Origin of the sequence: Pseudoalteromonas piscicida, assembly GCF_002208135.1 — a bacterium.
Taxonomy (GTDB): domain Bacteria; phylum Pseudomonadota; class Gammaproteobacteria; order Enterobacterales; family Alteromonadaceae; genus Pseudoalteromonas; species Pseudoalteromonas piscicida_A.
The window spans coordinates 2,158,744-2,181,068 of sequence record NZ_CP021646.1 but is presented as its reverse complement, the minus strand read 5'-3'; the positions used below and the strand labels follow the sequence as shown (position 1 = coordinate 2,181,068).

The 22,325-nt window shown below is 44.0% G+C and carries 21 protein-coding genes; 16 read left to right on the top strand and 5 right to left on the bottom strand.

Annotated features, from left to right (window positions below; all coding sequences use genetic code 11):
- Window positions 1–112: 112 nt before the first annotated feature.
- Window positions 113–2,272: a S46 family peptidase gene (locus tag B1L02_RS10245; RefSeq protein WP_088530939.1), complete on the top strand. Its 2,160-nt coding sequence runs from the start codon at window positions 113–115 to the stop codon at window positions 2,270–2,272.
- Between the two features lie 157 nt (window positions 2,273–2,429).
- Here the strand turns inward: B1L02_RS10245 and B1L02_RS10240 are convergent, their stop codons facing one another.
- A complete protein-coding gene (locus tag B1L02_RS10240) occupies window positions 2,430–4,214 on the bottom strand; it encodes a DUF885 domain-containing protein (RefSeq protein WP_088530938.1) in 1,785 nt (594 codons plus the stop codon).
- A 13-nt stretch (window positions 4,215–4,227) separates the two neighbouring features.
- Window positions 4,228–4,734: a redox-sensitive transcriptional activator SoxR gene (gene soxR / locus B1L02_RS10235; RefSeq protein WP_088530937.1), complete on the bottom strand. Its 507-nt coding sequence runs from the start codon at window positions 4,732–4,734 to the stop codon at window positions 4,228–4,230.
- 81 nt (window positions 4,735–4,815) lie between these two features.
- Here soxR and B1L02_RS10230 point away from each other — a divergent pair, with 81 nt between their 5' ends.
- The 9 genes from B1L02_RS10230 (at window position 4,816) to B1L02_RS10185 (ending at window position 12,360) form a co-directional block, all read left to right on the top strand.
- Window positions 4,816–5,271, top strand: coding sequence for a flavodoxin family protein (locus B1L02_RS10230; protein WP_088530936.1), 456 nt, complete (start codon window positions 4,816–4,818; stop codon window positions 5,269–5,271).
- A 676-nt stretch (window positions 5,272–5,947) separates the two neighbouring features.
- Window positions 5,948–6,379, top strand: a complete 432-nt coding sequence (locus tag B1L02_RS10220) for a hypothetical protein (RefSeq protein ID WP_088530935.1) — start codon at window positions 5,948–5,950, stop codon at window positions 6,377–6,379.
- A 361-nt stretch (window positions 6,380–6,740) separates the two neighbouring features.
- Complete coding sequence (cyoA, locus tag B1L02_RS10215) at window positions 6,741–7,601, top strand: ubiquinol oxidase subunit II (protein WP_410477305.1); 861 nt, start codon at window positions 6,741–6,743, stop codon at window positions 7,599–7,601.
- Between the two features lie 2 nt (window positions 7,602–7,603).
- A complete protein-coding gene (cyoB, locus tag B1L02_RS10210) occupies window positions 7,604–9,586 on the top strand; it encodes a cytochrome o ubiquinol oxidase subunit I (protein WP_088530933.1) in 1,983 nt (660 codons plus the stop codon).
- 3 nt (window positions 9,587–9,589) lie between these two features.
- Window positions 9,590–10,210 (top strand): cytochrome o ubiquinol oxidase subunit III, encoded by a 621-nt coding sequence (cyoC, locus tag B1L02_RS10205; RefSeq protein WP_010606488.1) that lies wholly within the window; start codon window positions 9,590–9,592, stop codon window positions 10,208–10,210.
- Window positions 10,210–10,569, top strand: coding sequence for a cytochrome o ubiquinol oxidase subunit IV (gene cyoD / locus B1L02_RS10200; protein ID WP_017218861.1), 360 nt, complete (start codon window positions 10,210–10,212; stop codon window positions 10,567–10,569). Before cyoC ends, cyoD begins: the two co-directional genes overlap by 1 nt.
- A gap of 13 nt (window positions 10,570–10,582) precedes the next feature.
- Window positions 10,583–11,461 carry a heme o synthase gene (gene cyoE / locus B1L02_RS10195; protein ID WP_045965423.1) on the top strand — a complete coding sequence of 293 codons (879 nt, stop codon included), beginning with the start codon at window positions 10,583–10,585 and terminating at the stop codon, window positions 11,459–11,461.
- Window positions 11,462–11,800: 339 nt separating this feature from the next.
- The gene (locus B1L02_RS10190) at window positions 11,801–12,028 is read left to right on the top strand and encodes a hypothetical protein (RefSeq protein WP_088530932.1); all 228 of its coding nucleotides are present in this window, start codon (window positions 11,801–11,803) and stop codon (window positions 12,026–12,028) included.
- Window positions 12,029–12,048: 20 nt separating this feature from the next.
- Entirely contained in the window at window positions 12,049–12,360 is a 312-nt protein-coding gene (locus B1L02_RS10185) for a YciI family protein (protein WP_017218864.1), read from the top strand.
- Here the strand turns inward: B1L02_RS10185 and B1L02_RS10180 are convergent.
- The gene (locus tag B1L02_RS10180; RefSeq protein ID WP_088530931.1) at window positions 12,350–12,880 is read right to left on the bottom strand and encodes a TetR/AcrR family transcriptional regulator; all 531 of its coding nucleotides are present in this window, start codon (window positions 12,878–12,880) and stop codon (window positions 12,350–12,352) included. The genes B1L02_RS10185 and B1L02_RS10180 overlap by 11 nt on opposite strands.
- 110 nt (window positions 12,881–12,990) lie before the next feature.
- Here B1L02_RS10180 and B1L02_RS10175 point away from each other — a divergent pair, with 110 nt between their 5' ends.
- The 4 genes from B1L02_RS10175 to B1L02_RS10160 all read left to right on the top strand — a co-directional run bounded on the left by B1L02_RS10175 (window position 12,991) and on the right by B1L02_RS10160 (window position 18,092).
- A complete protein-coding gene (locus B1L02_RS10175; RefSeq protein WP_088530930.1) occupies window positions 12,991–13,452 on the top strand; it encodes an HPP family protein in 462 nt (153 codons plus the stop codon).
- 151 nt (window positions 13,453–13,603) lie between these two features.
- Window positions 13,604–15,577: a UvrD-helicase domain-containing protein gene (locus tag B1L02_RS10170; RefSeq protein WP_088530929.1), complete on the top strand. Its 1,974-nt coding sequence runs from the start codon at window positions 13,604–13,606 to the stop codon at window positions 15,575–15,577.
- 84 nt (window positions 15,578–15,661) lie between these two features.
- Window positions 15,662–16,951: a Glu/Leu/Phe/Val family dehydrogenase gene (locus B1L02_RS10165; protein ID WP_088530928.1), complete on the top strand. Its 1,290-nt coding sequence runs from the start codon at window positions 15,662–15,664 to the stop codon at window positions 16,949–16,951.
- A gap of 169 nt (window positions 16,952–17,120) precedes the next feature.
- Complete coding sequence (locus tag B1L02_RS10160) at window positions 17,121–18,092, top strand: ATP-grasp domain-containing protein (RefSeq protein WP_088530927.1); 972 nt, start codon at window positions 17,121–17,123, stop codon at window positions 18,090–18,092.
- A 32-nt stretch (window positions 18,093–18,124) separates the two neighbouring features.
- Here B1L02_RS10160 and B1L02_RS10155 read toward each other — a convergent pair whose 3' ends face one another.
- The gene (locus B1L02_RS10155) at window positions 18,125–20,143 is read right to left on the bottom strand and encodes an ATP-binding protein (protein WP_088530926.1); all 2,019 of its coding nucleotides are present in this window, start codon (window positions 20,141–20,143) and stop codon (window positions 18,125–18,127) included.
- 167 nt (window positions 20,144–20,310) lie between these two features.
- Between B1L02_RS10155 and B1L02_RS10150 the strand changes: the two genes are divergently transcribed.
- Both B1L02_RS10150 and B1L02_RS10145 read left to right on the top strand, forming a co-directional pair.
- Complete coding sequence (locus B1L02_RS10150) at window positions 20,311–21,468, top strand: endonuclease/exonuclease/phosphatase family protein (protein WP_088530925.1); 1,158 nt, start codon at window positions 20,311–20,313, stop codon at window positions 21,466–21,468.
- Between the two features lie 106 nt (window positions 21,469–21,574).
- Window positions 21,575–21,985, top strand: coding sequence for a hypothetical protein (locus B1L02_RS10145; protein ID WP_088530924.1), 411 nt, complete (start codon window positions 21,575–21,577; stop codon window positions 21,983–21,985).
- A 35-nt stretch (window positions 21,986–22,020) separates the two neighbouring features.
- On the opposite strand, the gene B1L02_RS10140 is transcribed toward B1L02_RS10145, so the two are convergent.
- Window positions 22,021–22,227, bottom strand: coding sequence for a DUF2897 family protein (locus B1L02_RS10140; RefSeq protein WP_088530923.1), 207 nt, complete (start codon window positions 22,225–22,227; stop codon window positions 22,021–22,023).
- Between the last annotated feature and the right edge of the window lie 98 nt (window positions 22,228–22,325).

Genomic DNA, 22,325 nt, shown 5'->3' with positions numbered 1-22,325 from the left:
ACGGTTGTTTACATCGGTTTATCGAATTCCACCGAAATAAATTGCTATTTGGCGCTATCTTGGGTCACATTACTGACCGCAATTAAAATAATATAATATTTAGGATTGGAATATGCGTATTAAAGCTATCTCCGCGGCCATGGTGTTGGCCTTTTCTCAGTACGTTGCTGCCGATGAAGGCATGTGGCAACCACATCAACTACCTGAACTTGAATCTATTTTAAAGTCTAAAGGACTAGAGATTGATGCTAAGTCAATTTCTAAACTCACAGAGTTCCCGATGAATGCGGTGATTAGCTTAGGTGGTTGTACGGCGTCATTTGTCTCTCCTAAAGGTCTGGTGGTGACAAACCATCACTGTGCATACGGCTCTATTCAATACAATTCAACAACAGATAACAATATTCTTGAGAATGGCTTTTTAGCAAAACAGCCAAGTGAAGACTTGCCGGCGGCACCGGGCTCACGCGTTTATGTGACAAAAGAAGTGTCGAACGTAACGGATAAAGTTAATGCTGGGACAGACTCACTGACCGGTAAAGCACGTTTTGATGCCATTGATAGTAAGCGCAAACAACTTGTTGCCGAGTGTGAGCAAGATGAAAGCTATCGCTGTAATGTTTACACCTTTCATGGTGGATTGGAATATTACCTCATTAAATCGCTAGAGATAAAAGACGTCCGTCTGGCATACACGCCAGCGATGGGCGTGGGCAAATATGGTGGCGATATAGATAACTGGATGTGGCCTCGTCACACTGGCGATTTTGCTTTTTACCGTGCATATGTGGGTAAAGATGGTAAACCCGCTGAGTTTTCTAAAGATAACGTACCCTACAACCCAGAGTCATTCTTGAGTGTGAGTGCAAAAGGCGTGCAAGAGGGCGACTTTGTAATGGTGACGGGTTATCCAGGTCGTACCAACCGTTATCGTATTGCTTCTGAAGTAGATTATGTGTTTAACACGGTTTACCCCATGGTACGTAAACATAACTCAAAGTATGTGGCACTGATTGAAGAAAATGCACCAGAAGGTTCGCAAGCTCGTATCGCTTATGAAAGCACCATTGCAGGTTACAACAACTACATCAAAAACTTTGGCTCTATGATTGAGAGCTTCAAAAAAGGCAGTATGTACAGCCGCAAGCAGCAATTTGAGCGCGATCTTAGCACTTGGATCAATGCCGATGCAGACCGTAAAGCAAAGTATGGTGCTGTGCTAAACGAATTGAGCGAGTTGGTTGCTCAATCTCAATCCCATTATGAGCGTGATATGATGGTTGGCTATATCCACCGTTCGCAAATGATGTCTACTGCGCGTCAACTTTACCGCTTGGCGGTTGAAAAACAAAAGCCTGATGCTGAGCGTGAGAGTGGTTATCAAGAACGTGATATGCCAAAAATCAAAGCGGGGCTTCAGCGTATGACGCGCCGCTATGATGAAACAGTTGATAAAGCGATTATGCTTTACTTCATGGAGCTTTATGCAGCCTTGCCAAAAGAAGCGCGTTTAGCTGAAGTCGATAAGCAGCTTCAACTTGAAAACGGCTTCAATAAAGCAAAGCACCAAGCGCTGCTTGATGAGATGTATGCCAACTCTAAGCTTGCTGATGAAAAAGCCCGTCTTTGGATGTTAGATTTAGAGCTTGAGCAGTTAAATCAAAGCTCTGATCCATTCATTCAATATGCAAAAGCGATTTTTGCAGTGATGAAGCAAATCGAAGATGAAGAAAAAGAATTGGCTGGTAAGCAGCAATCTGCACGTCCTGCCTTGATGGAAGCCATTATTGCTTACAACAAGTCGCAAAATAAGCCGGTTTATGCGGATGCTAACAGCACACTCCGTGTCACTTACGGTACGGTAGGTGGCTACTCACCGCAAGATGGCTTAGTGGCAACGCCATTTACCTCGCTTGAAGGATTGCTGGCTAAAAATACTGATGTAGAACCATTTAACGCGCCGAAAAAGCAACAGCAGTTGATCCGCGAAAAAGTATATGGTCAATATACAGGTGGCATGAATACCGTACCGGTGAATTTCCTTTCTAACGTGGATACCACAGGTGGTAACTCAGGCTCGCCAACTTTAAACGGGAAAGCGGAGTTAGTAGGTTTACTGTTTGACGGTGTATATGAAAGCATTATTGGTGACTGGGATTACGATAAAAACCTAAACCGCTCAATTCATGTTGATTCGCGTTACATGTTATGGGTAATGGATAAGGTTGATAATGCGCAAAACCTGCTAGATGAAATGAAGATAGTAAAGTAGGTCGACCTTTAGGTCGACAATCCCCCAATGTTTAAAGGGTAGCCTTTAGGTTTATAGGGTACCCTCTAAATTAAAACGTTAGTCGGCCTAAAGGCCGACCTACAGGTGATGTCAATTTTTGAAAAATAATGCCGGCCATTAGGCTGGCATTATTATGTTACTTCGCCATTAACTGGCGGATATATTTCACCGGAGCACTACCAAAGCTTAAGAATTCTTCATGGAATGCTTTTAAGTCAAATTCCTTTCCAAGCTTTTGTTTTTGTGTTTCACGGAAGTCGTAAATTTCGCGATAACCAGAGTAATAGCTGGTTAATTGTACTTGGCTCAAGGTTGCACGGCGCCATTTACCTTCGGCTTCTGCACGCTCTTGGAAAGCCCCATTCATTAGCAGATCTAAGCCTTCTTCTTTGCTTATTCCTTTTACTTGGATACCGTAATCTAGGATGGTGTTACAGATCACACGTAGATTCCACTTGTAGTACATTAACCACATTTCAGGCTCAAAGTTACCATAGCCTTCTTCTAGCATCATGCGCTCAGTGTATACTGCCCATCCTTCAATCATCGCGCCATTGCTTAAGATACTCTTCACCAAAGACGGAGATTCGTTAGAGTAAACTAACTGAGTGTAATGACCTGGCACGGCTTCATGAATATTTAGGATCTGCAGGATCCAGTGGTTGTATTCACGTAGATACGATTCAGCTTGCTCGTCACTCATTGAGTCCAGCGGAGACACGTTATAATAGGTGTTCTCTTTTTTGTCGTATGGGCCCGGAGCACTGATTGAAGCGCCAGCAAAGCCACGCATATATTCAGGTGTTTCGCGAACAACCAGCGGCTTTTCAGGGTCTAGCGTGATGAGATCTTTTTCCATCACAAACTTTTCAAGTTCTGGTATTTGCGCCTTGATTTCGCTCACAAAGTTTTCACGCTTTACGTGTTTGACTGAAAGGTGCTTGATAAGCGTGGCAATCGCATCAATGTCAGATTCTGGGCGTGGCTTGTCAGCAAAGTACTTTGGCCAGAGTTGATCAACAATCTTAACCATTTCATTAGTAACACGGGTTTTGTCGGCCATTGCCTTTTCATACATTTGCTTGGCGGTGTAGCCAGACTGAATATCAAAGGCAAATTTTTCTTCGTACAGCTTCTCACCAATTCTAAATGAGCGCGCGTTGCCGCTTTCGCTTAACTCTTTTTCAAGGTTGGTAAGGTAAGATACATATCCATTGATGGCAGATTTCGCGGCAGCGAAGCGCTGTTTGAATAGGGCTTTTTCCTCGGCTGTTAATAATGAGGTCGCGAGTTTATCAAGCAACTCGTCGTTTAATACACTAAACGCGCCTTGGTTTTGTGCAATCGCAAGCTGAGTATATTCAAGTGTTGGATTGCTTATATTGTTTTGTGCAGCTTCATAATACGCTGGCACATATTGAAGACGTGCTAAAACGAGCTTGAGCTTTTCGTCATCCGTTTTAAAGCGGCTATTGAGTATCGTCGCAAAGCCATAAGAAACATTGTAGTTTGACGGATTCCACTGCCAGCTTTTGAAGGTTTCAATATGCCAGATATCGCGTTTTAGGCGATTTTCAATCAAGTGATAATCGATTTTTTGACTATTGCTTAAGTTAGCAAGGTCGAACTGTTGTAACTTAGCCAGTTGCGCCCGAGAGAAGGCAACACTTGCATCACGAGTCGCTTGGGTTGGTACAGTGATAATATCGTCGTACTTGCCAAAGCCTGCCCAGAGCGATGCTTCTGGGTACTGTTTCCATAAGTTATTGATAAATTGCTGAGAAAAGTCAGCGAATTGTGTATTTGTTGCTACTGTTTGCTGTGAAGCTGAAGGCGTCGTCTCGACAGACGAAGGAGAAAGTGAGCAGCCAGTCAGGCCCATTGCCATGGCTAGCGCCATGCACAAGGCAGTCTTTTTCATTATTGTGTCCTATTTAATGGTTTTCGCTATCATAACAAGATTTTGCTTTATTTGCTTTGTCTGGCTCATCCAACCACACCGCACCGTTAGCCTCTTTGGCAACGATGTCATCAGGGTTGTAGATAGGGCATGATTTCATCGACAAACAGCCACAGCCAATGCAACCATCGACATAGTCTCTTAAACGTTGCATATAAGCGATTTTTTCATCCAGTTTTGTTTGCCAGGCTCTAGACAGTTTGGCCCAGTCCGCTTTGGTTGGTGTTCTTGAGTCGGGCAGAGTATCAAGGGTTTCTTTTATCTCCCCTAGGGTTATCCCCATCTTTTGGCCTGCTTTAATAATGGCTATACGGCGCAACACATCCTTTTTGTAACGGCGCTGATTACCGTTATTACGCCAACTGCGAATAAGCCCTTTGTTCTCATAGAAATGCAGCGCAGACACCGCAACGTCAGCTCTTTGGGCAACCTTACCAACGCTGAGATTCGGCTCGTCTCTTAATAATTTTTCAGTTTTCATAAATTAGTACTTTACCTTAACTTAAGGTGAGGTTTTAAGGTAGCACCCAATTAATTATTAGTGCAACTGGAATTGAACATTATGAAAACAGTCGTTATTTACTCAAGCTCAAACCCCAATGGAAATACCTACCAATCTGCAAAGGCACTAGCAGAAGAAAAAAGAGCTGAACTCATCTATTTAGACCGCTATAAAATTGGTGAGTATTGCTACAAACATTCTCACAGTGATGATGACTTTGTTAACCTATTTAGATGGGTACTCGGTTTTGAGCACATCATTTTTGCATCCCCCGTTTATTGGTATGCAGTAACACCCAGAATGAAGGCATTTATCGACAGAATAACCGACTTTATGGACATCGAAGCGCTAAAGCCTGAGCTTAGAGCGCTGCGCGAAAAGCAGTTTTCTATCTTGTCGACATCATGCCAAGAGAAAGCACCGGCTCCATTTACTGAGATGCTGGTGGGGACCTTTGAGTATTTGGGTATGAAATTACAAGAGCAGCGTCATGTCCATTATCCTTATGCTGATTAACTGCGGTGGATTTTGTAGGGTGGGGTTGTGTGGCAATAGAGTTTAAAGATCGCTGCGTAAAGCAGCTCCCACTCCGATGCAAAGCTGGTTATATCGGGTGGTGATGTTGTGTGGTAATGGCTTTTAGAGATCGCTGCGTAAAGCAGCTCCTACTCCGAAGTAAAATCAGTTTGGTGGGCGGTTTACCCGCCGAGCAGTTTTGTGACTGGTGCATATCTAGATCCTGAATATAGTTTTTCGGTTTGGATATTTCATCACGATGGTTGTGATGTAAAGAGAATATCAAGTTCAATGGCAAAGTGGTTGAGGGACGATAAGGCTGCTTAATTGGGGAGACTGACCGCACAACTGCCAGCGGTTGTGAGGGGTACTAAACCCTTGCTAGCCATCATTTCTCAGCGGAAGTACACACTTCCGCGTATGCGAATAGGTCTCAGATCACACCTTGAATTCACTCACCATTCGTCAGAGTCGTTGTGACATTTTGCTTAATTGTCGGCTCGATGTATCAACAAAGGGGGAACTAGACAATATAGATTAAGAAAATTTGATATAGATCATTGCAGATATCGCTTGAATCGAATAGCGACTTTGTTATACTCGCTGCGAATTTTCAGTTTAGACTGAAAGTTCTGAACTAATCAATTCTATCAAGATAAAAACATCAGGATAATCTGTGCCACTGTTAAGCTATGTTCGACATACTGCTACTGCTGACGACACAACCTATCAAGGTTGTACGATCACGCGTGCGCAGTTATTCGGTCGTATTTTCAGTGTGCTAAGTGCATTGATGATGTTTAACACGGCATTATTATTCACTGGCATGCTAGGTGATGTTGCTGAATTAGAAGTACTTTTTGCAGATAATTCACTACCTGACTCTGTTTTGGTGATGCTCGGAGAGTTTTTGGCTCAGCCTATCTTGTCATTGCAATTATTGATAGGTCTTTATTGGTTAGTTTTCCATACTATTTTGCCTACACGCGCGGGCATCGTGCTGCGTAAAACGGCATTCGCCTCTACTGAGGCTATTCAACCTCAACCGGTGCCTAGCGCACATGGTTGTCGTGCTCCTCCTTTTGGGTACCGCTGTCTGTTTGCGTAATCGCAATATTTGAGTCCAGTGCGTTTGATTTACGCGATTTGGATCAGCAGTCAGCAATTCAGTTTCAATTACATTAATCGGCTACTTACAGTCCTTTTAGGGCGAACTATAAGCTTAGCGAATGTGATTGTCCGTTTACTGTATCGATTATTTGGTAAATGGTTAGTGACTGGTATCAAAGGAGCGTTTCCCTTCACTAATGTATTTTCCTGATGGATACAGTGCAATTCGAACTTGTGCAGCACAGCTTGCACAAACAGATACTCAGCGTGCTTAACAAATAAGCCGCAGCTTATCGTTGAAGGGTAATCAATTGAATAAACGTAGTGTTGTGAATTATGCGTTCGCTTCATTGGGGCTGATGCTCACCGGCTGTAGTGGTGGCATTTTAGATCCCAAGGGGCAAATTGGCATGGATGAGAAGTCCTTGATCATCATTGCCACTGTACTGATGTTACTCGTTGTAGTACCAGTTATTATTCTTACCTTATATTTTGCGTGGAAGTACCGAGATGGTCGTGACCACGAGATCTACGCACCTAAATGGGCCCACTCTAACAAAATAGAAGCCGTGGTTTGGACTATTCCAATTGTGATTATTATCGTGCTTGGGGTGATCACTTGGCGCTCTACACAATCGCTTGATCCGTACAAGCCGTTGGAAGGTAAGGGTGAACACCTCACTGTTCAGGTGGTATCGCTAAACTGGAAGTGGTTATTTATCTATCCAGAGCAAGGCATTGCCACAGTGAATGAGCTGGTGTTTCCAGCGAATGTACCAGTGGAGTACAAAATCACTTCCGAAAGCACCATGAACTCTTTCTTTATTCCACAGCTTGGTAGCCAAATCTACTCGATGGCAGGGATGGAAACACAGCTTCACCTGATTGCCAACGAGCCGGGGACGTTCAAAGGCTTTTCTGCTAACTACAGTGGAGCGGGCTTTACGGGTATGAAGTTCGATGCCACTGCGACCAAAGACAAAGCAAGTTTTGATAACTGGGTTGCCGACATCAAAGCAAACGGCGAAGCCTTAACCGCAGGTCGTTATACGAAACTGGCTGAGCCTTCGGAATATCACCCCGTTGAATATTTTGGTTCGGTAGAGCAGGGCTTATTCCACACCATAGTTATGAAGTACATGCAGGGCCATGGCGAAATGAGTTATTACGCCAAACCAGAGCATGCTGCGCATCCACATCACGGCAAGGCTGAGGAGTAATTATGTCGTTGTTTGGTAAATTATCCATCGAGGCAATCCCCTATCACGAACCCATCATTATGGTGACGTTAGCTGTGGTGGCGATTGTCGGTCTAATTGTGGCGGCAATGGTCACAAAACACAAAAAATGGGGCGTGCTGTGGCACGATTGGATCACTTCAATCGATCATAAACGCCTAGGCGTGATGTACATTATCTTGGCATTAATTATGTTAATGCGTGGTTTTGCCGACGCCGTCATGATGCGTACACAGTTGGCGATGGCTACAAGCGGCGCTGCTGGTTACTTACCTCCTGAGCACTATGACCAGATCTTCACCGCACACGGGGTGATCATGATCATCTTTATGGCGATGCCATTTATGATTGGTTTGATGAATATCATCTTGCCACTGCAAATTGGTGCTAGAGATGTTGCTTTTCCGTTTTTGAATAACCTCAGTTTTTGGCTGACGGCGGGCGGGGCAATTCTGATCAATTTATCCTTGGCATTTGGTGAGTTTGCAAAAACTGGTTGGGTGGCGTACCCGCCATTGTCTGAGTTGTCGTTTAGTCCGGGTGTCGGGGTTGATTACTATATTTGGGCGCTGCAAATATCCGGACTTGGGACATTGCTCACTGCCGTGAATTTCTTGGTAACCGTATTTAAGATGCGTGCACCTGGCATGACGCTAATGAAAATGCCGATTTTTACTTGGACTTGTACTTGGGCAAATATTCTAGTTGCGGCGTCTTTCCCGATTCTTACTGCGGTGCTAGCGATGCTAACGCTTGACCGTTATATGGATTTCCACTTTTTCACCAATGAAGCTGGTGGTAATGCCATGATGTATATCAACCTGTTCTGGGCATGGGGTCACCCTGAAGTTTATATTTTGATCTTGCCTGCGTTCGGGATTTTCTCAGAAATTATTTCAACCTTTACAGGCAAACGCCTCTTTGGCTATAAGTCGATGGTGTATGCCAGCGGTGCGATTTCTATTTTGGGCTTTATTGTTTGGCTACATCACTTCTTTACTATGGGTTCAAGCGCCAATGTTAATGCTTTCTTTGGGGTCATGACGATGGTCATTGCGGTGCCAACGGGAGTAAAACTCTTTAACTGGTTATTTACCATGTATCGCGGTCGTTTACGGATCACGGTGCCGGTCCTTTGGACGTTAGGGTTTATGGTGACCTTTACCGTAGGTGGAATGACGGGCGTACTGCTTGCAATTCCAGGTGCGGACTATGTGCTGCACAACAGTCTATTCCTAATTGCACATTTCCATAACACCATTATCGGTGGCGCGGTGTTTGGTTATCTAGCGGGTTTTGCTTACTGGTTCCCTAAAGTGATGGGTTACAAGCTTGATGAGCGTTGGGGTAAAGCCTCATTCTGGTGCTGGCTGGTTGGCTTCTTTGTTGCCTTTATGCCGCTTTATGTGCTGGGCTTTTTAGGTATGACACGTCGCCTAAATCATACCAACACGCCAGAGTGGAACATTTGGCTATACATCGCGTGTATTGGTGCCTTTATCATTATGTTTGGGATAGTCTTCCAAGTGGTACAGCTAGTGGTGAGCTACAAAAACCGCGAGCAATTGCAAGACACCACTGGCGATCCGTGGAACGGACATACGCTGGAATGGTCTACGGACTCTCCACCGCAGTACTACAACTTCGCGAAAACCCCTGTAGTTGATGATATTGACGCTTGGACAGAAATGAAAGAGCAGGGACAGGCATACCAAAAGCCTGCACATTATCAGCCTATTCACATGCCAAAAAATACCCCGGCTGGAGTGCTTATCAGCGCGTCTTTGACCGTGTTTTGCTTTGCCATGATTTGGCATATTTGGTGGTTAGCGGCGGTCGGTTTTGTCAGTGCTATCGCGGTATTTATTAAGCGTTGTTACACCCGCGACGTTGATTATTATGTTCAGGTTGACGAGATTGAGCAGATTGAGTCTGCCCACCTTTCTCGCGCATTACAGGAGGGTTAATTCATGAGTGCAATTACTCCCGCTACGCTGCATGCGTTAGAAGATGCTCACGAGCATGCAGATCATGACACAGGTTCAAATACCGTATTCGGTTTTTGGCTATATCTGATGACGGACTGTTTGTTGTTTGCCTCTTTCTTTGCCACTTATGCTGTGTTGTACATGAACACGGCAGGTGGGGTGTCTGGCAAAGACATATTCGAGCTGGGTTTTGTTGCGGTTGAAACCGCGGCCCTACTGTTAAGTAGTATTACCTTTGGGTTTGCCATGATAGCGGCAAACAAACAGAAAAAGTCGCAAACCTTATCTTGGCTTGCGGTGACATTTGCTTTTGGTGCGGTGTTTATTGGTATGGAAGTGTATGAATTCCATCACTTAATAGTACATGGTCATGGACCGCAGCATAGTGCTTTTCTGACTTCTTTCTTCTCATTGGTGGGTCTGCACGGCATGCACGTGACGGCAGGCTTGATTTGGATGACAGTGATGATGATTGAAGTGACACGTCGTGGTCTTAAGCCACAAACGGTAACGCGTTTGAGCTGCTTAAGCTTGTTCTGGCACTTTTTAGATATCGTGTGGATCTGTGTATTTACCGTTGTTTATTTAATGGGGGCAATGTAATGAGCCATAGTGAATCTCAAGCGTTAGCACAGATGGATGTTCATGAGCATGAACACGACAGCCACGGTAGTGTGAAGTCGTATCTAATTGGTTTTGTGTTATCCGTCATTTTGACAGCCATTCCTTTTGCTGCCGTGATGAGTGGCAGCTTGTCATCTAGCACGACATTCTGGACGTTAGTGACAACGGCGTTAGTGCAAATTTGGGTGCACCTAAAGTACTTTTTACACCTGAATTTTGTTACGGAAGAAGGCAAGGCAAGCACGCTTTCCTTTATCTTTAGTGCGTTGATTATTGTGATGGTAGTGGGGCTGTCGGTCTGGATCATCTACGAATCGAACGCCATGATGATGTATTAACAGGAGAGTAGTCATGCTGCGTCGTTATTTTCAGGTGACAAAACCTGGGATCATTATGGGAAACTTGATTTCAGTCGCAGGAGGCTTTTTATTGGCCTCTCGAGGTGAAGTTGATTGGCTGCTATTTGCCTTGACTCTACTAGGGCTATCTTTGGTCGTTGCGTCAGGTTGTGTAGTTAACAATGTCATCGACAGGGATATCGATGCGGCAATGGCTCGCACTAAAACTCGCGTGACAGTAACTGGGGAAATTTCCTCAGTTGCTGCACTGTCACATAGTCTGGTACTCGGATTATCTGGCTTTGGGCTCTTAGCCTATTTCACCAATTGGATTGCGCTGAGTTTTGCCGCATTTGGTTTTTTTATTTATGTCGGTGTTTACAGCTTATACATGAAACGAAACTCAGTGTATGGCACGGTGGTTGGTAGCCTGTCAGGGGCAGTGCCTCCTGTGGTTGGTTACTGCGCGGTAAGCGGTGTGTTTGACTCTGGCGCTGCCATTTTATTATTGATGTTTTGTCTTTGGCAAATGCCACATTCTTACGCCATTGCGATTTTCCGTTTTGAAGATTACCGGGTCGCGAATATTCCAGTGTTGCCAGTTGCGCAAGGTGTTGAAAAGGCTAAGCATCATATTGTTTTGTATATTGCCATTTATGCACTCGTGGTGATGTTACTGCCGCTTAGCGGTTATACCGGCATAGCATTTATGGCGGTGGCCTGTACAACCAGTTTTTGGTGGTTATTGATGGCGCTAAAAGGATACCAAAGAGACTTAGATTTACATGGTTGGGCGAGGCAAGTATTTGCATTCTCAATAGTCAATATCACAGTCCTAAGTATCGCGATGGCGATTGATAATCACAGCACAGTTTCTGCGATGCTGTACTGATCGCAGATTATCCCAAAGTAACTAAAATCCAAAGGCCCACAGGGCCTTTTTTCGTTCGTATCTTATTTGTTTTACATCGCTTGCTTTTTACCCATCTTATCTCCATATCCAGCTTATTGAATAACCTGAGCTGTGGATAATCAATGCCTTTCTAGCAGCCAGTTTTAGCGCTAACTGCGTTGAATTCACTTCCAATAGCCAGCTATTGGTGCGTAAATTCGCCTTGTTTCCCCTAAAACTCTCTGGCTAGACAAGGAGAAAAACTAAGTTGTGTTTTAGCAGCAATGAGTTAGAACATTCGTTATCCAAACCTCAGGTTAAATAGATGAGAAGATAATAATGGATATAGGGATCACAGAAGTATTGTTGTTATTTGCGGCGATTTTTATCGCGTCCTTTTTACTTTTTAAGGTCGTGCTACGGGCCAAAAAAATGCCAAAAGGCGCCTATCTATTTTTGGCTTTAATGCCGCTCATTTCTCTTTTTCCTATTCCACCACCGGTTTTTAAAAATGTCGCGAAAGCCAAACAAGAACAACGTAAAAAAGCACCCAAATCAGAACCATAATCACACAGGAAAATAGCTTAATGTCAGCTTCAATATTTATTGTTAATCTTACTTATGTTACCGAAATTGAACAGGTAGAGCCGCTGCTTGCCCCTCACATTGCGTTTTTAGAACGTTTTTATGCCAATGGCACTTTTATCGCTTCTGGCAGAAAAATCCCACGAACTGGTGGGGTTATTTTGGCAAAGGCGAGTAGTGAAGCTGAGCTACTTGACATTGTTCGTCAAGATCCCTTTTATGTCGCCGAAGTGGCTCGGTATGACATTATCGAGTTTGTGCCAAGCAAGTTTGCATCTTGCTTTACAGAGGTGGAAAAATATCTTAATTCTTGAGTGCTCGCTTGGCCACGTCCGTATCATGACAGGTATAGGCCGTTGAAATAATCCCTTCGCTCAATAGAAACAAGCGCTCGACAGCGGCGTCATCAGCGTCGTTGAGCGCTTGTTTCAGTAACGCTTTTACCGCAAGTTTGTGCCGCTGGCATAGTTGATTTATTGGATTGGTAAGCTCACCAAATTCTGCCGCCGTGTTGATAAAGTAACAACCACGGAAATCGCCCAGCACCGCCACTTTATTATTAATCCACTGATCTAGCGCTGAAAATAGCTGCTCTGTGAGCTGTTCATTCGTTTGAGCATTTTCAAGGCAACGAGATAACCAAGATATAAATAGGTGATGCCGCTGCTCAAGTGTTGCAAGCACCAGCGCCTCTTTACTCTCAAAATGGTTGTACAGGGTTTTTTTAGCAATGCCAGATGACTTTAATACTTCGTTAATGCCAATGGCATGAATGCCATGTTGATAGAACAGTCCCATTGCGCAATCGATCAGTTGTTGTCTTTTTGTACTCATCAGTCAGTCATGTTTATTAGCGTGATTATAGGTTGACAGAAGTAGACCAACTTGTCTACTGTTTGCGTGGTAGACAAGTTGGTCTACCTTTTGGAAAGGGAAAGAATACAATGAGAGAAATACAACTTGCTTTAATTGCTGGAGCAGGGGCGTTTATCGCAATTGCAATATTGGCGTTTAGTCAAACGATAAGTGCTGAGCATATTTTTTTAATGGCACCTTTGGGCGCGACGGCAGTGCTGGTATTTGGTGTGCCTGAAAGTCCACTTGCGCAGCCTAAAAATGTCATCTTTGGACATATCATTACCGCTACCATCGGGATTATTTTTGCGCAGTATATCGGTGTTAACGAATTCACTTTGGCATTAGCAACGGGGCTTGGCGTATTTAGTATGTTAGTAACAAAAACCACCCACCCACCGGCTGGCGCGAATCCAATACTGATCATGTTGGCACTAGAGGGATGGAGCTTTTTATTTACGCCTGTGATTATTGGCGCCGTGGTGCTCGTACTGGTTGGTAAAGCAACGTTAGCGGCTAAAACAAAGCTAACTACAGTAACAGCTGCTTGATATGTTGATGTGCAGGCCTTATTCGCCTGCCTTCTCAAATATTGAGTCGCACAATTTGTTAGCTAGGTATTAGATTAGTTCGTTGAAATTAATAAAAAATAAATAGCGATGACAAAATTTCATTAAGCGCGTTTTTGGGTTTCGTGCTAGCATGGCAGCAACGGAATTACTTTGTCTGATTGACCAATTGATAGCATTACATCTCTTTAGTCGGCTGTTTTATGGGGTACGTGGCGCCAAATGTACGAAAGAAGGCCTTCACCTTAAGTCGAAATCTGCTGACAGTTTCATCCCTTTTAGCGCGATGACAGTTCCGCCAGCACCTCAGCGTGGTTGGCTTGCTCAGAAAGTCCTGATCAAACAGGGTCACGAGACCTATGTGTTAAGTGTTAAAAATCAAGGTGCAGATGAGTTAGTGCAACAATTGCAACGACTGTGGATCTTACACCATGGAAAGCACTTGCAAGTCAAAATTCGTAAAATCGAGCAGTTATTAACGCGTCGATATCTCAGCCATCATAATCAAACTCTAGTACGTCATGTTTGCAGTACCTTATGGTCCAGCTGGCAGCACCTAGATGACAATATCGTGCCAAGTTCGTTAAAGCCTCAAGTAGCAACAGTACGAGAAATTGCAGTTTGGAATGAGCGTGATATTGCTGAGTTTCAGTCTGCTTTTGTCGAACACTACTTGGCAGAAGACGCTAACTATTTTGACAGCGTTGAATCAAATCCCCTTACAGTAGCTCAGCGTAAGGCTTGTGTGATCCAGGATGACAGGCAATTACTGCTTGCTGGCGCAGGCACGGGTAAGACAAGCGTTATCAAGGCCAAAGTTGGGTATCTTTTGCATCGTAAATTAGCTCAGGCGAATGAGCTGTTATTGCTTGCGTATGGTAATGATGCCGCGACGGAGATGCGTCAACGCTGTCAGCCTCTCTGTGATACCTTAAATTGCTCTACCTTTCATTCGCTTGGCATGCAGATCATCGAAGCGGTTACAGGGGCAAAGCCGACAATTTCAACTCTAGCAACGGATAAAAAACTATTTAAACAATTTATTGCAGACACCGTGCAGTCGTTGCGACAAGAAAGCCACTTTGAGCGAGACTTTGCGCTATTTCTGAAAAGTTCGAGCACACAGCAAGCGTCACAGGCGATAGACCTGATAAGCCAGGTATTACCTTTGATGAAGCATGCTCAAATAATGGGTGAGGTTGAGCAACTGCTGACGCAATTTAGCAATCAAATGAGTGTGATCATGCCAGTTCTTGCGGAATATCAGCTGTATTTAAGCAATGAATCTAGCATCGATTTCGATGACATGCTGGAGCGGGCTATTTATTACGTAGAGTCTGGTCAGTTTATTTCACCGTGGAAGTTCATCTTGGTCGACGAATTTCAAGACATCTCCCGTGTGCGGGCAAAGCTCATTCAGGTGCTGCTAGATAAAAAAGCTGGCTCGCAATTGTTCGCCGTTGGTGATGATTGGCAGGCTATTTATCGCTTTAGTGGTGGAGATATGCGCTTAACTACCGAGTTTTCTAAGTATTTTGGTAAGTCGACGACCACATACTTGGATAAAACATTCCGCTATCCACAAACCATTTTAGACACGGCGAGTGAGTTTATTTGCCGCAATCCAGAGCAAATAACCAAGCATATCACTTCTCATACCGCAGGTGTAGCAGGGCAGGGTGTGGTGAAAGTTGTGGTGAATGACGAATTGTCGCAGGCACAACAACTGCTTAATCTTATAGAGCAGCGCAACGAAGGAAAAACTTCTGTTGCCTTACTGGCGAGAAATCACAGGGCACTACCTGATAAATCGAAGATTGCGCAGTGGCGGCAGCTCTATCCACAGCTTATTATTTCGTCTAATACCTTTCACGGTGCCAAAGGCACTGAAGCAGACTTTTCGATAGTATTTGGTCTACAGCATCGAAACTTTCCGTCACAGGTAAAAACGCCAGCATTTGTCGATGCGCTATTGCCAGCACAAGGCGCATTTCCTGACGCAGAAGAGCGGCGTTTATTCTATGTGGCATTAACCAGAGCTAAGAAACAATGCTTTTTATTAGCGCCAAACGATGCACCTTCCTACTTTTTGGAGGAAATCGCATAATCATTAATCCGATAGGCTGACTTGATCTTTTTGCGCCATGCACTCATACAATTACTTGTTGAATGAAAAATAAGCGAGGAAAGGATGAGTACGGATCTACTAAAAGACGCATTGAAAAGATTAAATCATATCGTCGAAAAGACAGGCATTAACGAGTCTACCTATCAAGCGTTAGCCCAGCCTCAAAGAACGCTGTCGAGCAATATCTCAATTCGTCGTGACGACGGCAAGCTTGATTATTTTAAGGCGTATCGTTGTCAATACAATGATTTGCTAGGCCCGACAAAAGGCGGAATACGTTTTCACCAAGAGTCTGATATGAGTGAGGTACAAGCTCTAGCCCTGTGGATGACGCTAAAATGTGCAGCGGTTGGCGTGCCATTTGGCGGCGGTAAAGGTGCCGTAACCGTTGACCCTAAATCACTGAGTCCCATGGAGCTTGAGCGTCTAGCTCGAGCATACATCAGGGCTAATGCTGACTTTATTGGACCCGATCAAGATATCCCCGCACCGGATGTGTATACCAATGCCAGGATCATGGGCTGGATGATGGACGAATACGAGAAAATCGTCCGTAAAAAAAGCCCTGCGGTGATCACTGGTAAACCGCTAATTTTTGGTGGTAGTGAAGGGCGAGAATCCGCCACTGGTCGCGGTGCATTTTTAATGATAGAGCGGCTCAGTGAAAAAAATAATTGGAATAAAGCTGAACAAACGATAGCGATTCAAGGCTTTGGTAACGGTGGCTATCATTGTGCAAGGCTGTTGCAACAGGCGGGTTATAAAGTCGTCGCAGTGAGCGATTCAAAAGGCGGGATTTACTGTAAAGATGGCTTAGATATCGAAAGCATTTATCAAGAAAAGCAACGCAACAAGGCGCTCAAAGCGGTGTACTGTAATGATTCAGTATGTGAAAGCGTTGAGCATAAAGTGCTGAGTAACGAAGAGCTGCTCGCTCTGGATGTGGACATTCTGGTGCCCGCGGCCTTATCTGGCGCGATCACCCGCGATAACGCCAAAGCAGTATCGGCAAAGTATATTGTCGAAATTGCCAATGGACCCATTGAGGCGGATGCCGACGAAATCTTACATGAACAAGGCGTGATCGTTGTTCCAGATATTTTAGCGAATGCAGGCGGCGTCATCGTAAGCTATTTTGAGTGGTGTCAAAATCGCCAAGGAGAGTCTTGGGATGAGCAAACTGTGCAAGATAAATTGGCGCAATATCTATCGAATGCGTTTGAAGCGGCATGGCGGCTGCGAAGTGATGAAGGACTTGAGATGCGAGATGCCGTATACAAACTGGCATTGAAACGTATTGAAAGCGCTTTGGAAGCCCACGGGACGCAGTCTTACTTTGAAAATCGTGAATAATTTTTTAGATTGTGTCGATAAATTTTTTTTGCTGTACTGTTTTCAGGTGAGTCCACATAATCGCGCCTTTGTTTGGGGGTCGGTGGCACGTGCACTCGCTTAGGTGTTTTCACTTAACGATTCGTGTCTACAACGACCCTCTTATTCCGCTACTCAAGGGGCAATTCGTATGCGCGGTTGGATCATTTACAAAGACTCTGCCAGTTTGTTAAAACCTGAAATTTATGAAATAGATAGATTGATGGCGGTGGCGAAGGAAGAAGGTATTGATCTTCAAGTTTACTCACCAGATCAATTTGATCTATTGGTAACCAGAGAAGATGAAGAAAGTATTCTAATCGACGGTCAGCCGGTTGCGTTACCTGACTTTGTACTGCCGCGTATGGGCGCAGGCACGACTTACTTTACGCTTGCAATTATCCGCCACCTTGAGCGTTTAGGCGTACATTGTTTTAACTCTTCACAGTCTATCGAAACGGTAAAAGATAAGCTCTATGCACAGCAGATCCTAGCAGAGCAAAACTTACCAACACCAAAAACCATGTTGGTCAAGTTCCCGGTAAATATTGAACTGGTAGAGAAGCAAATTGGTTTCCCGGTCGTGATTAAAACGCTATCAGGCTCCCAAGGCAGCGGCGTATTTTTGTCTAAGTCACGCGGTGAATTTGATGATTTGATGCAACTCATTGAAGCAACAAATCCAAAAGCAAATATCATTTTGCAGCGTTTTGTGAAGTCGAGTCATGGTCGAGACTTACGTGTATTGACCATTGGTGGCCGTGCTGTTGCTTGTATGGAGCGTAACTCAGGCGGTAAAAACTTTAAAGCCAACGTCAGCTTAGGTGCAAAAGGTAGCCCACACCCGATCACCCCTGAAATCGAATGGCTAGCAACGCAAACCGCTAACATTCTGAACCTAGATGTCGCTGGCATCGACTTATTATTCGATGAAGAGCACTTTAAAATTTGTGAAGCAAACTCGAGTCCTGGTTTTGAGGGGCTTGAACAGGCTGTAGACATTGATGTTGCGAGAGAGATCTTACACTTTATTCGCATTCGCTTAGGTATCTTTAACCGCGCTGGTCAAACAAAGAAGAGCAGTAACGGAACCAAAGCGACAAAAGAAAAAGCGGCAGAGTGATAACGAAGAAGGAGCTAGGTCAAGCTCCTTTTTTATTGCGTGAATGGCTCAAGCGCGCCTTTCAGTGCATCAAGCTGAATAGGCTTAGAAAGAAAGTCATTCATGCCAGCTTCATAACAGGCTGCCTTGTCGGACTCAGAGGTATTGGCGGTTAATGCAATAATATACGGTCCTGGATGGTCATCTTTTGAAAGCCTACGAATACTTCGAGTAGCTTCGAAGCCATCCATAATTGGCATGACGCAATCCATAAATACAATATCAAAGATTTTATCTTGGCATGATTTCACGGCTTGCTCGCCGTTATAGACCTTGTCAATGTGAGTTGCACCAAATTGATTCAGTAACTTTTCCATCACCAGCACGTTGATCTGATTATCATCGACAAGCAAGATTTTACATTCTGATAGGGAGATATACTGCTCTTCAGTCTCCTGACTTTGCATGTCGCCTGTTTCTGCTACAAACTCTATTGGGAAGGTAACGATAAAGGTACTCCCTTTACCTAATTCACTCTCTACCTGTACTTCGCCTTGCAACAAATTACAAAGCTCAAACACGATAGAAAGACCAAGACCTGTGCCGCCAAAATGCCGGCTTATGCTGGCATCACCTTGGCTAAATGGTTGAAAAAGGTGCACTTGATTGGCCTTGGCAATACCGATGCCTGTGTCTGAGACACTTAATTGCAGAACCGGTGAAGTGTCACTCCCCAGCACATCGGCATAAATATCGATACTACCCGTTGGCGTAAATTTGATGGCGTTACTAACAAGGTTTGCAATAATTTGCTTAACTCGGGTCGGATCTGAATGGAGCCAATACGTGCTTTGTTTATTAATATGGAAGTTGATTGAAAGTCCTTTTTCGCGACAGGCTGGACTGTATAAGCCTACAACTTGTTCGACTAACTGATGAAGATCAAACGTGGTCTTGTCTAGCTTTAGGTTATTACTGTTTAGTTTGCTGAAGTCTAAGACGTCGTTTATTAGAGTAATCAACATATCCGCACTGTTAACTGCGACGCTCAAATTGTTTTTGATTTCTTGTATGTCGGTTTCTTTTCTGCACGCTTGAAGCATACCAACCAAGCCATTTAAAGGGGTTCTCAATTCATGACTGATTTTGGCAATAAATTCACTACGGGTCTTGAGAAGTTGTTCCGCTTCTTCGCGCTTTTCCTCTAATGCAATACGCATTTTTACTTGTTCATCAATATCTTGAATGGCACCAAAAACTCGAACGCATTCGCCGTTCTCATATTCCCCCTGACCGTGGGAAGCAACCCATTTTTCGTTGCCATTGGCGTCGATAATAATGGACTCTATGTCCCATTTGGTTTTGGAGGTAATGGCGTCATCTATGGCTTGTTTAATGTTTCCTTGGTGAATGCCGGGCTTGTAAAAGCTGATGGCATTGTGGAGTGTTGGTGTAAAGTTATCATCAACGCCATGAATGAGCCGTGTTTGTTGACTCCAATATACTTTATTCTTTCTAAAATCGACTTCCCACGAGCCAATATCGGCAAGTTGGCTCATCGCAGCTAACGCTTGTGAGCGATGTTGTATCTTCTTTAACGCCTTTTGTCGAGAAATCTCAACGCCAATCCATTGCCCTAATAAACTCACGTAATCTAAGTGTTCTTGGCTGAACGCCTGCGCTTTGGCGCTAGATGCTGAAAAGTTAACCGTACCATAACGCTTACCATCAACAATAATAGGTGCACCAATGTAGCTCTCTAGGCCAAAGTTTGCATAGCAAGGGTGGGTCGCAATTTCACTGGTACCAGCGTGATGAAAGGACAGTGCGCTGTCTGCTTGTAAAGTGTGCCAGCAATAGGTGTTTGCTAGTTCAAAATCTGTATCTGCCAACAAGGAGTTATTTGGGGTGATCACATGCCTAACCGTATATACATCAGCTTGGATTTCACTAACGATTGCAATATCAAGTTCAAAAACATCGAGTCCAAGCGTAAGTAGCGCCGTCACTTTTTCTTCGAATGTGGTGTCTTGGTTTGTGGTGATGAGGTGTAATCGTTTTAAAATACTCACAAATTTCACATTGGCAGTACAAAGCAGTTAATCATTTAACTTTAACCGCTCTTTGCTAGCTTGCCAACATAAAATCTCTGAAGTCTGTCGAGATAATTTCCGTTTTTCAAAGGATTATGAATAAAATAGTCATCGCGGGATTTATCACAATTTTTTAAGGCAAGTCTATGAAATACGTGGGTCTACTTTTTTTATTAATGACAACAGTAGTAAGTGCGCAAACGCTTCGGGTTGCTACATTTAATGTCAGTATGGAAGCAACGAATTATCAGCAAAAAGGGCAAGCGCTGGACTCTCAAAAGCTCAGTAAATTGCTACAGAATGGTCAACACCAACAAATCAAAAATATTGCAGAAATCATTCAGCGTGTTCGCCCAGATGTGATTCTACTCAATGAGTTTGATTACATCGCTGAACCAAATAAAGGTGTACTGGCATTTGTAAATAACTATCTAGCGCAACCTCAAGCGGATCAGCAGCCTATATCGTATCCTTATTTCTACATCGCGCCAGTCAATACGGGATTACCAACACCCTATGATTTGGATAATGATGGTAAGCACGCTAATTATGGGGGCGATGCACAAGGATTTGGTTTATATGAGGGGCAATATGGGATGGTTGTGCTGTCAAAGTACCCGATTAAAAAGGAACAGGCCCGAACTCTACAGACATTTCTTTGGAAAGATATGCCAGACCATAAGGTGACAACAGATCCCACGACGAAACAGCCTTGGTATAGTGAGCAAGAGTGGCAAAACTTGAGGTTAAGCTCTAAATCTCACTGGGATTTGCCAATTGAAGTGAACGGTAAATTATTTCATCTGTTGGCGATGCACCCGACGCCCCCTGTGTTTGATGGTGAAGAGGATAGGAACGGCAACAGAAATCACGATGAGATACGCTTGATGGCCGATTATATCGACCCTAAACGCAGTCAGTACATTTATGATGACAATGGCGCTAAAGGCGGCCTTAAGAGTGATGCTCGATTTATCATCGTCGGTGATTTAAACGCTGCTGATAAAGGCGATAAACATAGACCCGGCGTGATAGAACAATTACTAGATAACCCTAAGGTATTCTCGAACTTTGCGCCTGAGAGTAAAGGGGGAAGCGAGCATAGTAAAGAAAGTGTGAGTCGCAGCTACACCGCGCATTGGGGGGCACGTGTAGATTATGTTCTGCCATCCAAGTTAGGCTTTCAATTAGTTAACAGCGGGGTTTTCTGGCCCAATAAAGCGGACGAATTATTCCGTTTAGTGGAAAGTCGTCACGCCAGCTCCGATCACCGTTTGGTTTGGATAGATGTGGAAGTTAAGTGACTGCAGTGATTGGTCAATCGTGTCGCTTACTACAAATTTAAACAATGACTAACGGAACTAAACCGAAATAACCACTAAGCTTGCGCTTAATGAATAGGAGAGTGTGATGAAAAGAATTCTATTAAGTGTTGGTTTAGCGGTTTGGTTATCTGGGTGTGCTCATCATGACGATGTGCGTCCATCGTCTGATGGTGTGCATAATATTATGTTATTTTCCGACAGCCGTGATGCGGGTAGTAAAGAGGCATTAAAGCAGGCTAGGCACTATTGCAAACAAGCTGATATGGTCGCGTATGTTGTGAATCTAGATATCATTTATGACAGTGATACGCCTGAGAGTACTTATATCACGCAAAAAGGCGTAGCTAACGCCGTTGAGGCTGCCAGTATGGCGATGTGGATTTTTGGTCGAAATAGTGTCGATGATGCAGGGGCTGCAATGACCATAGGTGGAGGAATAGCCGATGGTGCGCTCGGTAAGCCTTATGATGTGCGATTAAATTTCAAATGTGGATGAATGATTGAGCTGCACGTCTAACGTTGCAACATGCTTCAATCTTCATCCTTTTTTGGATTATTTTGAGGTGTGTTGTTCTTGGACGTTAACTTATCTTTGTCAAAAGGCGCTGTCTGTTCGTCGATTTTCTTTTTCATTTCAAATTTGGCGGAATACTTTAACAACGCGATATTGCTCCAGATCACCCCTAACACGCCCACAATGATCAAGATCACCTGCCATGTCTCTAATTGATTGCCCATTCTACCCCCTCAAAAACGCTATATTTTTTAAATTTGTCCTGAAATAGGTGAGCATTTTAGCGCGACTGTTGATATTATTCACCACCTAGTCATTTCGC

Coding starts and splice junctions, on each gene's coding strand:
- B1L02_RS10245 (WP_088530939.1), top strand. CDS start 113: ATGCGTATTAAAGCTATCTCCGCGGCCATGGTGTTGGCCTTTTCTCAG.
- B1L02_RS10240 (WP_088530938.1), bottom strand. CDS start 4,214: ATGAAAAAGACTGCCTTGTGCATGGCGCTAGCCATGGCAATGGGCCTG.
- soxR (WP_088530937.1), bottom strand. CDS start 4,734: ATGAAAACTGAAAAATTATTAAGAGACGAGCCGAATCTCAGCGTTGGT.
- B1L02_RS10230 (WP_088530936.1), top strand. CDS start 4,816: ATGAAAACAGTCGTTATTTACTCAAGCTCAAACCCCAATGGAAATACC.
- cyoA (WP_410477305.1), top strand. CDS start 6,741: ATGCTCACCGGCTGTAGTGGTGGCATTTTAGATCCCAAGGGGCAAATT.
- cyoB (WP_088530933.1), top strand. CDS start 7,604: ATGTCGTTGTTTGGTAAATTATCCATCGAGGCAATCCCCTATCACGAA.
- cyoC (WP_010606488.1), top strand. CDS start 9,590: ATGAGTGCAATTACTCCCGCTACGCTGCATGCGTTAGAAGATGCTCAC.
- cyoD (WP_017218861.1), top strand. CDS start 10,210: ATGAGCCATAGTGAATCTCAAGCGTTAGCACAGATGGATGTTCATGAG.
- cyoE (WP_045965423.1), top strand. CDS start 10,583: ATGCTGCGTCGTTATTTTCAGGTGACAAAACCTGGGATCATTATGGGA.
- B1L02_RS10190 (WP_088530932.1), top strand. CDS start 11,801: ATGGATATAGGGATCACAGAAGTATTGTTGTTATTTGCGGCGATTTTT.
- B1L02_RS10185 (WP_017218864.1), top strand. CDS start 12,049: ATGTCAGCTTCAATATTTATTGTTAATCTTACTTATGTTACCGAAATT.
- B1L02_RS10180 (WP_088530931.1), bottom strand. CDS start 12,880: ATGAGTACAAAAAGACAACAACTGATCGATTGCGCAATGGGACTGTTC.
- B1L02_RS10175 (WP_088530930.1), top strand. CDS start 12,991: ATGAGAGAAATACAACTTGCTTTAATTGCTGGAGCAGGGGCGTTTATC.
- B1L02_RS10170 (WP_088530929.1), top strand. CDS start 13,604: ATGGCAGCAACGGAATTACTTTGTCTGATTGACCAATTGATAGCATTA.
- B1L02_RS10165 (WP_088530928.1), top strand. CDS start 15,662: ATGAGTACGGATCTACTAAAAGACGCATTGAAAAGATTAAATCATATC.
- B1L02_RS10160 (WP_088530927.1), top strand. CDS start 17,121: ATGCGCGGTTGGATCATTTACAAAGACTCTGCCAGTTTGTTAAAACCT.
- B1L02_RS10150 (WP_088530925.1), top strand. CDS start 20,311: ATGAAATACGTGGGTCTACTTTTTTTATTAATGACAACAGTAGTAAGT.
- B1L02_RS10145 (WP_088530924.1), top strand. CDS start 21,575: ATGAAAAGAATTCTATTAAGTGTTGGTTTAGCGGTTTGGTTATCTGGG.
- B1L02_RS10140 (WP_088530923.1), bottom strand. CDS start 22,227: ATGGGCAATCAATTAGAGACATGGCAGGTGATCTTGATCATTGTGGGC.